This is a genomic window from Ruegeria sp. G10 (assembly GCF_056533645.1).
The window spans coordinates 1-14430 of the sequence record NZ_JBQFOQ010000008.1 but is presented as its reverse complement, the minus strand read 5'-3'; the positions used below and the strand labels follow the sequence as shown (position 1 = coordinate 14430).

Annotated in this window: 14 protein-coding genes and 1 pseudogene; 10 read left to right on the top strand and 5 right to left on the bottom strand. The window is 59.0% G+C overall.

Annotation, left to right across the window (positions count from 1 at the left end; translation table 11 throughout):
* Positions 1-36: 36 nt before the first annotated feature.
* Entirely contained in the window at positions 37-960 is a 924-nt protein-coding gene (locus ACR0KM_RS13985) for a hydrogen peroxide-inducible genes activator (protein WP_480821926.1), read from the bottom strand.
* Between the two features lie 44 nt (positions 961-1004).
* The gene (locus tag ACR0KM_RS13980; protein WP_480861617.1) at positions 1005-2108 is read right to left on the bottom strand and encodes a DUF6456 domain-containing protein; all 1104 of its coding nucleotides are present in this window, start codon (positions 2106-2108) and stop codon (positions 1005-1007) included.
* A gap of 241 nt (positions 2109-2349) precedes the next feature.
* Between ACR0KM_RS13980 and ACR0KM_RS13975 the strand changes: the two genes are divergently transcribed.
* Positions 2350-2649: a DUF6477 family protein gene (locus ACR0KM_RS13975; protein WP_480861615.1), complete on the top strand. Its 300-nt coding sequence runs from the start codon at positions 2350-2352 to the stop codon at positions 2647-2649.
* Here ACR0KM_RS13975 and ACR0KM_RS13970 read toward each other — a convergent pair whose 3' ends face one another.
* Together ACR0KM_RS13970 and ACR0KM_RS13965 are read right to left on the bottom strand one after the other, a co-directional pair.
* Positions 2650-4194, bottom strand: a complete 1545-nt coding sequence (locus tag ACR0KM_RS13970; RefSeq protein WP_480821920.1) for a trimethylamine methyltransferase family protein — start codon at positions 4192-4194, stop codon at positions 2650-2652. It lies immediately after the preceding gene.
* A gap of 126 nt (positions 4195-4320) precedes the next feature.
* The gene (locus ACR0KM_RS13965; RefSeq protein WP_480861613.1) at positions 4321-4761 is read right to left on the bottom strand and encodes a GNAT family N-acetyltransferase; all 441 of its coding nucleotides are present in this window, start codon (positions 4759-4761) and stop codon (positions 4321-4323) included.
* A gap of 70 nt (positions 4762-4831) precedes the next feature.
* Here ACR0KM_RS13965 and guaA point away from each other — a divergent pair, with 70 nt between their 5' ends.
* The 9 genes from guaA (at position 4832) to ACR0KM_RS13920 (ending at position 14140) form a co-directional block, all read left to right on the top strand.
* On the top strand, positions 4832-6391 hold the full coding sequence (guaA, locus tag ACR0KM_RS13960; protein ID WP_480861611.1) for a glutamine-hydrolyzing GMP synthase: 1560 nt from the start codon (positions 4832-4834) through the stop codon (positions 6389-6391).
* A gap of 96 nt (positions 6392-6487) precedes the next feature.
* Entirely contained in the window at positions 6488-7393 is a 906-nt protein-coding gene (locus ACR0KM_RS13955) for a DMT family transporter (protein WP_480861609.1), read from the top strand.
* A 118-nt stretch (positions 7394-7511) separates the two neighbouring features.
* Complete coding sequence (locus tag ACR0KM_RS13950) at positions 7512-8732, top strand: OmpP1/FadL family transporter (RefSeq protein WP_480861607.1); 1221 nt, start codon at positions 7512-7514, stop codon at positions 8730-8732.
* A 98-nt stretch (positions 8733-8830) separates the two neighbouring features.
* Positions 8831-9727 carry a DMT family transporter gene (locus ACR0KM_RS13945; RefSeq protein WP_480861605.1) on the top strand — a complete coding sequence of 299 codons (897 nt, stop codon included), beginning with the start codon at positions 8831-8833 and terminating at the stop codon, positions 9725-9727.
* 48 nt (positions 9728-9775) lie between these two features.
* Complete coding sequence (locus ACR0KM_RS13940) at positions 9776-10648, top strand: ATPase (RefSeq protein WP_480861603.1); 873 nt, start codon at positions 9776-9778, stop codon at positions 10646-10648.
* Positions 10649-10686: 38 nt separating this feature from the next.
* Entirely contained in the window at positions 10687-11604 is a 918-nt protein-coding gene (gene metA / locus ACR0KM_RS13935) for a homoserine O-acetyltransferase MetA (RefSeq protein WP_480821906.1), read from the top strand.
* On the top strand, positions 11594-12547 hold the full coding sequence (locus tag ACR0KM_RS13930) for an alpha/beta fold hydrolase (RefSeq protein ID WP_480861601.1): 954 nt from the start codon (positions 11594-11596) through the stop codon (positions 12545-12547). The genes metA and ACR0KM_RS13930 overlap by 11 nt, the downstream gene beginning before the upstream one ends.
* 49 nt (positions 12548-12596) lie before the next feature.
* Positions 12597-13466: a polyphosphate kinase 2 gene (ppk2, locus tag ACR0KM_RS13925; protein ID WP_480861599.1), complete on the top strand. Its 870-nt coding sequence runs from the start codon at positions 12597-12599 to the stop codon at positions 13464-13466.
* 59 nt (positions 13467-13525) lie between these two features.
* A complete protein-coding gene (locus tag ACR0KM_RS13920; protein ID WP_480821900.1) occupies positions 13526-14140 on the top strand; it encodes a TetR/AcrR family transcriptional regulator in 615 nt (204 codons plus the stop codon).
* A 186-nt stretch (positions 14141-14326) separates the two neighbouring features.
* Here the strand turns inward: ACR0KM_RS13920 and ACR0KM_RS13915 are convergent.
* Positions 14327-14430: pseudogene (locus ACR0KM_RS13915) on the bottom strand (IS6 family transposase); the annotation flags it as partial.

Genomic DNA, 14430 nt, shown 5'->3' with positions numbered 1-14430 from the left:
ATGACAAGGCCCGCCTACACAGGCGGGCCTTTGTCGTCAGGCGCGGGTTCGCGTCACGATGTCCTCACCGACCTGCCGGATGACCCCGGCCAATCGGTCAAACCAACCCTCCCCTCCGGTCGAGAGACGCCGCACCAAGCCGATCGTGCGCGCTGGTTGAGGGGTCGCAAAACGCAACAGGCGAAGGCCTGGAACGGCATCGACCTCGGCCTGTGCAGCCAGTTCCGGCATCAGGGTTAGCCCAAAGCCCTCGGCCACCAGACGCGAAAGGGTCGCCAGCGATGACGCCCCCATGTTGATCTGCCCGCTGGTCCGATCCCGGCCGCAGACCTCAAGTGCCTGATCCGTGAGGCAATGCCCATCCTCCAGCAACATCAACTGCGCTGTCTGCAGATCCAGCGGCCGTAACGCCTCGGGGCTGACGGTCAGGCGGCTGAGGCGGCTTTGACTTCCCGCCAACAGAAACCGATCCTCGAACAGGGTCTCTTCGTGCAGGTCGGCAGCGCCCGAAGGCAGCGCCAATACCGCTGCGTCAATCTCGCCCGCACGCAGCATGGCCAGCAGGCGCTCCGTCCGGGCTTCGCGAATCCGAACGCGCAGCGACACATCACCCGACCGCAACCCGGCCAGAACTCCGGGCAACAGATACGGCGCAACGGTTGGAATGATGCCAATCGACAGGGACCGATGACCACCCGAGTGATCTCGGGCAAAGCGATCCAGCTGGTCGGCAGCCGACAGGACATGGCCAGCATGATCCAGAACGTCCCGTCCAAGTGGTGTCAGTAGAATATCCCGCGCCTGACGTTCAAACAGCGGCCCACCCATCGCTTCTTCAAGCGCTTTAATCTGGACCGACAGCGCAGGCTGGGACACATGACACACCTGCGCCGCACGGCCAAAGTTTCGTTGCTCGGCGACAGCGCGGAAATACTGCAATTGGCGGAAAGTAAACCTCATAGCCTTTGACTATCATTTGCAGCCATATCCACAATAAAGATTTATCAACCAATCAGCCTGTCCCGTTCGGTCTGCTCTTCATAGTGGCGTCGCAGTCGCTGCAACGCGATGCGGAGCACGATCTTACCCGACCGGGCCGACCAGCCCATACGCTTTTCTGCCATTTCCAGCCCCTCAAGATAGCAACAGCAGCGCAGCGCCACATCGCTCAGGCCCGGGCCAAGCTCGGCCAGCGCCCGCGCGACACGATCACGCGCACCAGACGAGCCGTGGCCAACATGCGCATCTGGCGTGAAATCAGCCCGGCCCCCACCGGTCAGAAAATGGTCCCAGTTCTGCGTGACCTGAGGCCCAATCTGAGCAAGCTCGAAGTCCTCTCGCAGACGTTCCCCTGCCCCTACAAGCGTCTCATCAAGAAAGGGCTTTCCGTCCCTGTCTCGTCGGCGCGCCAAAGCAACCAGCGGGCTTTCCGCCGCGCTGTACCGCACGCGCGACGGACTCTGAGGCTGAGGCTTTGCCCCCACGCCAGAACCTTGAAATGGAGCCTGCGCCTCGGCCATGCCAAACTCATTCCGTGTTCGGGCACGATTCTCGGCATCAGCCAGAAGATGACCCAGCGCTGTGCGGCCCGCCGTGGTAATGCGATAGCGCGAAATACGCCCCGGATTGTCGCACGATATCCAGTCCTTCAGGGCCAAAGCCTGCGCAATGCTACAATCGACGACCGCGGTTCTGGTAGCCCCCGCATCGGCGTTGTCGCGCACGACTACGGCTTTGTCCATGTCTTCGGCTACCGCCAGCACCGCACCGGATTCGCACAAACGGCGCAGCACACGCAGGGCTTCGCGATCGAATACCGCGTCTTCATCATCACCCGAGGCGAACGGCAAAACGGCGCTGCAAGGTTCCGATCCGTCATCCGCAGGGGCGGTGAAATGCGCCTGTGCCAAAGACTGCAGCGCGGCATCAACCAAAGGATCGTCACGCCGCATTTCCAACCTGCGTATCTGACGCAGAATGGTCGAGGCATGGCATCCAGCCGAGCGCGCGATATCCCGGATGGACCGGCCCGACTCGGTGTGGTCAAGGTATCGCTGCGCCCCTTCGGGGACCCATGCCGGTACAGTGAAAGCCGCGCTGTTTTCCATATTTCAATGCCCTCGTCGACAAAACAAACTGACAGTTTTCGCCGTCGGATTCTTAGTTAACCAAATCTAACTAGAGTCGCTTTCGTTACTCGTTCGTTAACCACGGACGGCACCGAGCAGAATTGATTCAAAAAGATAAACAGTCGTGAAACCATAGTTCGGAGCGAACCACAGCAAGGCAACACCCGCTATAGTTGTGTCACATCTCTGGCATCAGAATGAAAAAGGAAGGAACGCCACAGTGCAGGACCTGATGACCATGATCGCCACCCTCTGCCGCCCGCGCTTGCTGACCCGTGCGGCGAAAATCGGCGCGAAAGACTATAACCGTGATCGCCACCTGCAGCGCATCCTGGGTTATGGGTCCGTCCCAGGAACCGGCTCTGCGCTGGTCCGGCTGCTCGAAATCGAGCGCGAGTTTGACCTGCAGAGGAAAGAAGATGACGCCGCCTATTCTCTGGTGCGTCACCTTGATGTTTTGATTGCCCTGATCGGCGAGGCGCAGCTATATCAGGTCAGCCGCGCCGCGCGCTATACGTGATCAGGTGAAGGCATCCGGCATGGATGCCTTTTTCTCGGCAACATAGGCGTCAAGCGCGGCCTTTACATCCGGGTCGATCTGCGGCTGCTGGTAGTTGGCCAGCAGATGCTCGACCCGTGCGGTGGCCAGCGTCCGTGTATCTCGGGCGCCTTCCTCTTCCCAAGTCTCGAACGGCTTGTAATCCAGCAGGTCGGTCTTCCAGAACGCATCCTTGAAGTTCGCCTGCGTGTGGGCGCAACCCAGATAGTGGCCACCCGGACCGACCTCGCGGATTGCGTCCATGGCCTGTGCGTTCTCGTCATAGGCGATGCCTTTGGCCAGACCGTGCAGAACGCCCAACTGATCGGCATCCATGACGAACTTCTCGAAATCCGCCACCAGACCACCTTCGAGCCAACCGCAGGAGTGCAGCATGAAGTTCACGCCTGCCATCAGTCCCATGTTCAGCGAGTTCGCGGTCTCGTAAGCCGCCTGCGCGTCGGGCAGTTTCGAACCGCAGAACGAGCCCGCAGACCGGAACGGCAGCCCCAGACGACGCGCCAGCTGGCCCGCGCCATAGGTGACATGCGAGGCTTCGGGTGTACCAAAGGTCGGCGCGCCCGAGTTCATGTCGATCGAGGACACAAACGCACCGAAGATCGCCGGAGCACCCGGACGGATGATCTGGCTATAGGCGACGCCCGCCATGACCTCGGCCAGAACCTGTGTCAGCGTCCCCGCGACCGACACCGGCGCCATCGCGCCGCCCACAATGAAGGGCGAGATGATACAGGCCTGATTGTTCGCCGCATAAACCTCGAGCGAGCCCATCATCACGTCGTCGAATGTCATCGGCGAGTTGATGTTGGTCAGCGAGGTCATGACGGTGTTGTTCTGCACGAACTCTTTGCCAAACAGAATCTCGCACATCTCGATCGAATCCTGCGCGCGGCTGGGATCGGTGACCGAACCCATGAACGGCTTGTCCGACAGGGTCATGTGCGCCATCAGCATGTCCAGGTGGCGCTTGTTCACCGGAATGTCCGTCGGCTCGCACACCGTACCGCCCGAGTGGTGCAGCCACTTGGACATATAGGCCAGCTTCACGAACTTATTGAAATCATCCATCGTCGCATAGCGACGGCCACCTTGCGCGTCCCGCACGAACGGAGGGCCATAGACCGGGGCCAGAACCAGATTGCGGCCACCGATGACCACCGATTTCTCGGGGTTGCGGGCGTGCTGGGTGAATTCGCTGGGTGCAGTTTTGATCAGCTCACGCGCCAGACCACGTGGCAGGCGAACGCGCTCGCCGTCGATATCCGCACCGGCGTCTTTCCAGCGCTCAAGCGCGGCGGGGTTGTCGACGAAGTTGACGCCCACTTCTTCCAGAATGGTTTCCGCGTTGTTTTCGATGATCTCCAACGCTTCGTCGTTGAGGACCTCGAAGTTGGGAATATTGCGTTCGATATACTTCGCGGTTTCGATCTTGACCGCCGTGCGCTCGGCCCGACGGGCGGCGCCGCCGCCACCCCGTGCCCTGCGCCGGGTGTTTGCCTCTGCCATTGAGAAAATCCCGTCTGAATGGTTGGTTTGATAAGTGTGTTACATGAACGGCCAACAGCGCCACAGGTAGTTTACGGCGCAATAGGGGGAAAAGCGACATGAACCGCAACCAGACGGATCTGAGCGTCAGGTCACCCGCTTTTGCATCATGACCGAGTTCCCGGTCGTCTCGACCTCGTGCCAGCCCAGATGCGCATACATCGCCCGGGTCGCGCGCATCAGGCGGTGGGTCCGCAGCTGCAGATATGCCACTTCCGCTTTGACCGCCGCCGTTTCGGCAGCCGCAAGCAATTGCCGCGCAATCCCCTGCCCCTGAGCCTCGGGCGAGACAGCAAGGTTGAAGACCATCATCGTATCGGTCTGCAGATCAAAGACGATCACCCCCAGCAAATGCCCGTCGCTTTCGGCCAGAACCACATCACGGTCCCGAATATCCTCGGCGAGTCCAGCCGTTACATCCGGCAGATCGGCGATCTCGCGCATTGCCTGCCCATAAGCGCTGGTAATACAGTCCCGGATCGCGTCTGCATCGCTTTGGCCGGCAGCCCTAAGCCTTATTGTCATCATCTATCAGCCTCCGCCCCCAATTGACGTCATAGCGCTTGCACAAGCAACGCTTGCGACCTAATAGCCCTGCATGACCCAAGCATCCCACGACCGCCTTCTGATCATCGACTTCGGCAGCCAGGTGACCCAGCTGATCGCCCGCCGCCTGCGCGAGCTGAACGTCTATTGCGAAATCCACCCCTATCAGAACGTCACGATGGAGTTCGTCCGAGAGATGGCCCCCAAGGCCGTGATTTTCTCGGGCGGTCCCGACAGTGTGACACGCGACGGCTCACCCCGGGCCCCGCAGGAGATCTTTGACTACGGCGTGCCGATTCTGGGCATCTGCTACGGTCAGCAGGTCATGATGCACCAGTTGGGCGGCAAGGTCGAAAGCGGCCATGGCACTGCCGAGTTCGGTCGCGCCTTCGTTACACCCAAAAGCCAGCTCGATATCCTCAATGGTTGGTTCGCCGAGGGCGACGAACAGGTCTGGATGAGCCACGGCGACCATGTCAGCGAAATCGCCCCGGGGTTTGAGGTGTTCGGCACCTCTCCCAACGCGCCTTACGCGATCACCGCCGATCCCAGCCGCCATTTCTACGCCGTGCAGTTCCACCCCGAGGTGCACCACACCCCCAAGGGTGCGAAACTGTACGAAAACTTCGTCAAACTGGCCGGGTTCTCGGGCGATTGGACCATGGGGGCCTATCGCGATGAAATGATCCGCAAAATCCGCGATCAGGTCGGCGACAAAAAGGTCATCTGCGGTCTCTCGGGCGGTGTCGACAGTTCCGTCGCGGCGATCCTGATTCACGAAGCCATCGGCGATCAGCTGACCTGTGTCTTTGTCGACCACGGGTTGCTGCGCAAGAACGAGGCTGCCGAGGTCGTCGGCATGTTCCGCGACAATTACAACATCCAACTGATCCATGCAGATGAAAGCGAGCTGTTTCTGGGCGAGTTGGACGGTCAAAGCGACCCCGAGACCAAGCGCAAGATCATCGGCAAGCTGTTCATCGACGTCTTCCAGAAACACGCCGACACCATCGACGGGGCCGAGTTCCTAGCGCAGGGCACCCTCTACCCCGACGTGATCGAATCTGTCTCGTTCTCGGGCGGTCCATCGGTAACGATCAAATCGCACCACAATGTGGGTGGTTTGCCAGAGAAGATGGGCCTGAAGCTGGTCGAACCCTTGCGCGAGCTGTTCAAGGACGAAGTCCGCGCCTTGGGCCGCGAACTGGGCCTGCCGCAAAGCTTCATCGGTCGTCACCCCTTCCCCGGCCCCGGCCTTGCCATCCGCTGCCCCGGCGAAATCACCCGCGAAAAGCTGGAAATTCTGCGCGAGGCGGATGCTGTCTATATCGACCAAATCCGCAAACACGGCCTCTATGACGAGATCTGGCAGGCCTTCGTGGCCATCCTGCCCGTCCGTACCGTGGGAGTGATGGGTGATGGTCGTACCTATGATTATGCCTGTGCCCTGCGTGCGGTGACCTCGGTCGACGGCATGACAGCGGACTACTACCCGTTCAGCCATGAGTTCCTCGGCGAAACCGCGACCCGCATCATCAATGAGGTCAAAGGCATCAACCGATGCACCTATGACATCACCTCAAAACCCCCCGGCACAATCGAGTGGGAATGAGCGCAAAAGCCGGGTCTCAGCCCGGCTTTTTGCTTTACATTCCAAGGCGAAACGCCCTTTAGTCGGCGCGGCACACTCTGATACGGCGTTGGCTCTATGGATCAAAGCAAATCACAGGTCGGCAAAGCCGCGCTCTGGATGACCGGAGCGATCGCGTCGTTTTCCTCCATGGCCGTTGCCGGGCGCGAGTTGAGTGTGACCCATGATACGTTCGAGATCATGTTCTACCGCAGCCTTGTAGGCATTTGCGTGGTCGCGCTGGTCCTGTCGTTTACACGAAACTGGCATCAGGTCACGACGCAGCGGCTCGGTCTGCATGGCGTGCGGAACGTCCTGCATTTCACCGGGCAGAATCTTTGGTTCTATGCGGTGACAGTCATCCCGCTGGCGCAGGTCTTTGCGCTGGAGTTCACCAACCCCATCTGGGTCATCCTTCTGTCGCCCTTGTTTCTGGGGGAACGGCTGACTGCCATTCGCCTGACCGCTGCGATGATCGGTTTTGCGGGTATCCTGATCGTCGCCCGCCCCGGCGCCGCATCCATCAGCCCCGGCGTGATCGCCGCTGCCCTTTCGGCGATCTTCTTTGCGTTGACAAACATCTCGACCAAATCCCTGACGCGCACAGCCAGCATTGGTTGCATCATGTTCTGGTTAACTGTGATGCAGGCCGTACTTGGCCTGATCGCTTCCGGCATTGACGGAGACATAACCCTGCCCTCGTTTGGCACGGCGCCGTTTCTTCTGCTGATCGGTCTGGCCGGGTTGCTGGCGCATTTCTGTATCACAAACGCTCTGGCCATCGCGCCGGCCACTGTGGTGGTCCCGTTCGACTTCGCGCGCCTGCCGACCATCGCAATTGTGGGCATGATCCTTTATCAGGAACCGCTGGATCACTGGACCCTTCTGGGCGCGGTCGTAATCTTCTGCGGCATCTTCCTGAACGTCTGGTCCGAGAATCGTAACAATTTGGCAACACAGTTACGTAACGGCGACCCGAACTAACGCTCCGTCACCGGTTGACCTTATTTTAAGGATTAAGACAGTAACACCCGGTAACAGGCCCGGGTGCACTTGTGAGGGTGTGCACCACAGGCAAAGGACAGAGATTGGGAGGAATACAATGAAAAAAACGCTGTTTCAGGCGTGCGCCCTGTGCGTCGGGGCAACCGCAGTGCAGGCGGGCGGTCTTGACCGAAGCGGTCAGGGTGTAAACATCTTGTTTGAGGAAGGGACTGTCGCTCAGTTCCGGCTTGGCTATACCGACCCAAGCGTCAGCGGATCCATGGAAGATCAAATCCCAGGCAGCCCGACATTCGGCGAAACAGTCGACTCGGGCGATGTGGCGAATAGTTTCTTTACACCTCACTTGGCATACAAAACATCTTTGACCGAAAAGCTGGATTTTGCACTGGTTTATGATCAACCATTTGGGGCGGATATCGACTATTCCGCAGCCTACCCTTTGTCACAGAACGTCCTATCCGGTTTTCCGGGTGGGAGCACGGATGTACTGCGTGCCAAAGCTGACACAGATGCAGTCACCGCCCTGTTGCGGTATAAGTTTGACGGCGGTTTCAGCGCGATTGGCGGTATCCGCGCGCAACGCGTGAAAGCCAGTGTATCGGTGCCGATTGCTGGCGCCTCGTCACAACCCTTCCCGCAAGGCGGGTATCGTGTCGAAACTGACGCTGAGATAGATTTTGGGTACGTCATCGGGGTAGCGTGGGAGCGCCCAGATATCGCAGCGCGCGTTGCCCTGACGTATAACTCAAAAATCACTCATGACCTGTCACAAACCGAAGCTAACGATATCGTCACGGGCATCGTTCCTCCGGGCATCCCGACCGTGGGCCGCATAGATGCGGACACAAACAGCGAAGTGGTCACTCCCCAGTCGGTGAACCTCGACTTCCAGACCGGCGTTGCCCCCAAGACGCTGCTGTTCGGCTCGGTTCGGTGGGTTGACTGGCCGCAGACAGTCTATGCACCGCCCGTCTATGTTGGCCTGACCGGGATCAATCTGGTGGACTATGAAGAGGATACTTTCACCTACTCGCTGGGTCTCGGCTATCAGTTTTCGGAAGAGTTTTCAGGGGCTGTAACACTGGGATACGAAACCTCACAGGACACCCCGGTATCGAACCTTGGCCCAACAGATGGCTTCTGGAGCATCGGTCTTGGCGGCACCTATTCGTTTGAAAAAGCACAAGTTTCGGCTGGCGTGCGCTATACCGATATCGGCGACGCGACCGCCAACGGCACAGGCCCGGATAACCGCGCCACCTTCACCGGCAACAGCGCCTGGAGCGTTGGCTTTCAGGTCACTTACCGCCTGGACTGATCCACACTGTCAGGAACGATCCCGAAGCCCCGCCCATTCGGCGGGGCTTTTCGCATGTTTCGGGTCGCTCAAAAGATTCTGGAGTGTCAGAACAGGCCATGGCTGCTCAAAAAACCCTCTCTGCCCGCGCCTGGGCTGAATTGATTCTGCTCGGAGTGATCTGGGGCGCATCGTTCTTGTCGATACGTATCGCCCTGGACACCGTCCCCTTCGTGACCTCAGTATTCCATCGGGTGTTCTGGGCATCCTTGGCGCTTTGGCTGCTGATCCTCGCACAACGGAACAGCTTGCCCCGAAACCCGCGTATCTGGGCTGCATTTCTGGTCATGGGCCTGCTGAACAACGTTCTGCCCTTCTCGCTCATGGCGTGGGGCCAGCTTCATGTCGAAACCGGTCTGACCTCGATCCTGAACGCAACCACCGCAGTGTTCGGAGTGCTTCTGGCGTCATTTTTCTTCCCAGATGAACGTTTGACGCGTGCGCGCGTTCTGGGCGTATGTCTGGGCTTTCTGGGCGTTGCGGTGACAATCGGTCTGCGCCAGTTCGGCGCGTTCAGCCTGAGCAACCTTGGGCAGTTGGCGATATTGTCCGGCACCCTGTCCTATGCCTGCGCTGCAGTCTGGGCCCGCGCCTACCTGAGCAACCTTCAACCGCAGATCGCTGCGGCTGGTATGCTGACGGCGTCCGCGCTCATCATGCTGCCCGTGACTTTGGTCGTTGACGGCATCCCCGCGCTGGCGCTTCCCCTCGAAACATGGGCCGCTATCGCCTACTATGCGCTTGTGGCGACGGCGGGCGCGTATCTGCTGTATTATCGGGTTTTGCAACAAGGTGGCAGCGGGAATGTTCTGCTGGTGACGCTTATCATACCGCCGGTCGCAATACTTCTCGGCGCATTGGTCCGAAGCGAGGCCCTGCCCCCGCGCGCCTTTGCCGGGTTTGCAGTACTTGCCATGGGTCTGATCATTCTCAGCCGATCCCGCAGACGCGATTGACGCCGCCAACCGCCCGTTTTAGCTAGGGCGAAACAAGGAATGGCGGATATGCTCTACAACTCGGCAAACGACTGGCGCGAGGCCGCGCGAAAGAAAGTGCTGTTCTTCGGCATGTCGGGATTGGGCAAGTCCTATGTCTCGAACACGTTGCGCGAGGCCGGGGGCTGGTTTCACTATTCCATCGACTATCGCATCGGCACTCGGTACATGGGCGAATACATCACCGACAACGCCAAGGCCGAAGCGATGAAAGTCCCGTTTCTCAGGGACCTTCTGCTGTCGGATTCAATCTACATAGGCTCAAATATCAGTTTCGAGAACCTCACCCCTGTCTCGACCTACCTTGGCAAGCCCGGCAACCGAGACCTCGGCGGGCTGGAGATATCGGAATACCAACAGCGACAGGAACAGTTCCGGCTGGCCGAGATCCACGCCCTTTTGGACACCAAGTACTTTGTTGATCGGGCCCAGCGGCTGTATGGATATCCGAATTTCATCTGTGACACCGGCGGGTCGATCTGCGAATGGGTCGAACCCGACGATCCCAACGATCAGGTCCTAAGCGAACTGTCGCGCCAGACGTTGATGATCTGGATAAAGGGCGATGATGCACACACGGCAGAATTGATCCGCCGTTTCGACAAGGCCCCCAAGCCCATGTCATATCAGGCCGCTTTTTTGGCGCATGTCTGGGCCGAGTATCTGGCGCTCAACGACTGCAAAGGCGATGACGTCGATCCCGATGCGTTCATCCGCTGGACCTATGCCAAGGCGATGGCGCACCGGCAGCCCCGGTACGAGGCCATGGCGCGCAATTGGGGCGTCACGATCGCCGCCGACGACGTTGCCAAGGTGCGTGATGGTAGAGATTTCGATGAGTTGATCGAACGCACCCTTGAGACCCGCGACAAGCCCGCCTAAGTTCCGAACTTCTTTCACAGTTTCAATAGCGTGACGCGATGCCGATCAAGATACCCTCAGACCTGCCCGCCTTTGATGTCCTGACCAATGAGGGCGTCATGGTCATGGCCGAGGATCAGGCCGCCCGGCAGGATATCCGCCCGCTTCGGATCGGGTTGTTGAACCTGATGCCAAAGAAGATTCAGACCGAAAACCAATTCGCGCGTTTGATCGGGGCCACCCCTCTGCAGATTGAGCTGTCGCTGATCCGCATGACCGAGCATCAGACCAAGAACACCGCAGCCGCGCACATGGCCGAGTTCTACCAACCCTTCCAGGAGGTGAGGGACCAAAAGTTCGACGGCCTGATCATCACGGGCGCGCCGATCGAGCATCTGGATTTCGCCGACGTGACCTATTGGGACGAGCTGCGCGAAGTTTTTGCGTGGACGCAGACAAACGTGCATTCGACCTTCGGGGTGTGCTGGGGCGGGATGGCGATGATCAACCATTTCCACGGCGTCCGGAAACACATGCTGGACGCCAAAGCTTTCGGCTGCTATCGCCACCGAAACATGGCTCCGGCGTCTCCGTTTTTGCGCGGTTTTTCCGATGATTGCGTCATTCCCGTCAGCCGCTGGACAGAGATGCGGCAATATGAAATCGATGCGGTCCCCGATCTGATTACGCTATTGGGCAGCGACGATGTGGGCCCCTGCCTGGTCGAGGATCCAACGCACCGGGCGCTGTATATATTCAATCATTTTGAGTATGACAGCGACACGCTCAAGCAGGAATATGACCGTGACGTCGCCAATGGCGCGCCGATCAATGTGCCGATAAACTATTACCCGGATGACGATCCAACTCAGGAACCCCAGAACCGCTGGCGCAGCCATGCACATTTGCTTTACGGCAACTGGATCAACTCGATCTATCAAACAACCCCGTTCGATCTGAACAAAATTGGCCAGTAAGATCCTCATATCCCTTTGTATTGTGGCTGCAGGACTTGCCGCTGCCACCGCTTGGCGCAGCGCGCAACGCGAAGCGCGGGCCGAATCCGCATTCCCACCCGAAGGTCAGATCGTCGATGTGAACGGCGTGTCTGTTCATGCGGTCGTCATGGGCGAAGGACCCGATGTCGTGCTGATCCATGGCTCAAGCGGCAACACGCGGGATATGACATTCGCGCTGGCTCCGATACTGGCCGCGCACTACCGCGTGATTGTTTTTGACCGGCCTGGGCTTGGCTATTCCGAAAGCTTCAATCCAGATGGCGAAACGATCGTGCAACAGGCCGAAATTCTGCAACAGGCGGCAGCAAAGCTGGGCGCAGAGAAGCCGATCGTTGCCGGGCAAAGCTATGGCGGTTCTGTCTCATTGGCATGGGCAGTGACGCGCCCCGAGAACATCTCGGCGCTTGTCCTGATCGCTCCGGCCGCGATCCCGTGGGAGACGCCTTTGGACGCCTTCAACACCATCGGTGCAACCACCGCGGGCAATGTGCTCGCCCTGCCCCTGATCACCGCGTTTGTTCCCGATTGGTATGTCGAAAAGGCACTCGATAAAGTATTCGCGCCGCAACAGGCCCCTGACGGATATGCCGATCATTTCGGCCCCGGCCTGACCATGCGCCGCGCCTCAATGCACGCAAACGCGAAACAACGCGCCAACCTGCTGGATGAGGTGGCGCAACTGCAACCGCGTTATGGTGAAATTTCGGTTCCGACCGAGATCGTTCACGGCACCGCAGATGACACCGTGGGGCTAAGCTGGCATTCCCAGCGCCTGATCGAACAGATACCGGGTGCTGAACTGATCGAACTGGACGGTATCGGCCACATGCCACAGGTGGTTGCCGCGCCTGAGGTTGCCGCCGCGATCGATCGGGCCGCCGAACGCGCAGGTTTGCGTTAGGACGCTCTGTAATCCATAGTAAGATTTGGATTTTATCGCGAGGCCACATATGACCCGATCAGATCAGGGCGCAATCGAAAGCTATTTCCGTAACGACGCCCCGAAAGAGGTACAAGCCGCGATCAAAGATGGCCGAAAGGGGAATATCCTGTCCGGCTCCTACCCGTATCGGGAAAAGATGAAGGGCAAAGACTACGACAAGCAGATGACAGCCCTGCAGATCGAGCTGGTCAAGATGCAATCCTGGATAAAGGCCACAGATCAGCGAATCGCGATCCTTTTCGAAGGCCGGGACGCCGCCGGAAAAGGTGGGACAATCAAACGGTTCCGGGAAAACCTCAATCCACGAGGGGCGCGCAACGTAGCGCTGAGCAAACCCTCGGATGCCGAGCGCAGCCAATGGTATTTTCAGCGCTACATCTCGCATCTTCCCTCGGCCCGCGAGATCGTGTTCTTCGATCGCAGTTGGTACAATCGAGGCGTAGTTGAAAACGTCTTTGGCTTTTGCACCACCGAGGAACGCGAACGGTTCTTCCGGCAGGTTATCCCGCTGGAAACGGGGTTCAAAAACGACGGGATTCACCTTTTCAAGTTCTGGCTGAATGTCGGGCGCGCCGAGCAATTGAACCGCTTTCTCAAGCGCGAGACTGATCCTTTGAAGCAGTGGAAACTCAGCCCGATTGACGTGGCAGGGCTGCACAAATGGGACGAATACAGCCAGTCCATCTCGGAAACCCTGACACGCAGCCATTCGGAAGACTGTCCCTGGACGATCATCCGCTCGGACGACAAGAAGCGCGCGCGTCTCGCAGCCATTCGCACGGTTCTCAGCAGTTTGGACTATGATGGCAAAGATACTGACGTCGTCGGTACGCCTGATCGCAAGATCAGTGGCGGGCCGGATATCTGGGATGCCTGATCGCGCTGGTCTCACGCACATCTCGCACATATATAAGACAAAACGCGCCTGAGGCCGGGATGACGAAACGCGGATATCACCACGGAAACCTGAAACAAGCGCTGATCGAAGCGGCCCTTTCGCTGATCGAGCAGAAAGGCCCGACCGGCTTCACCCTGTCGGAGGCGGCCAAGACCGCAGGGGTCACCCCTGCTGCGGTCTATCGCCACTATGAAGGGCGCGAGGACTTGATTGCCGAGGCCGCCCGCCAGGGATTCGAAATGTTCGCAGATCTGATGCAATTTGCCTATGACAAAGGCCAGCCCTCGGCTCTGGCCGCGTTCGAGGCCACGGGCCGCGCCTATCTCGCCTTTGCGCGCAAGCACCCGGGCCATTACATCGCCATGTTCGAAAGCGGTATCTCGGTGAACCGAACGCCCGAGCTGGCCCTTGCCGCCAACCGCGCCAAGACGGTTCTGGAAAAAGCCGCCAGCGATCTGTCGCAGCACATCCCGCCGGAGAAACGCCCGCCAGCATCGATGTTCAGCGCCCATATCTGGGCGATGAGCCATGGTGTCGTCGAACTGTTTGCGCGCAATACCGGCGCAAGTTCCCCGTTTCCGCCCGAAGAGCTGCTGGAAACCGGGATTGGCATCTATCTGCGCGGTTTGGGACTTGTGGCTCAGGACGAGTAAATCATCGTAGCACGCCCTATTCGGGAACCACCAGAGTGTTCAGGCAGCGGGCCGCACAAAGATGATCAAGCGTTTGGCTTCGATCACCTGCAGGGCGCGCGACATAAGCAGACGACTGTTTGAGAGGTATGGCGGTGCTGTCAGACGAATTCGAACCAGTCTCAGTTAGCCGTGGAAATCGCGAACTTATCCGGAACAAAGTTGACGCCACTCGCTAAGAGCGGCGGCGCGGGTCAGCTTGAAGGTGTCTCGACTGGCTAACGATCTTTCCTGGTTGAAGTGGTTGTAAA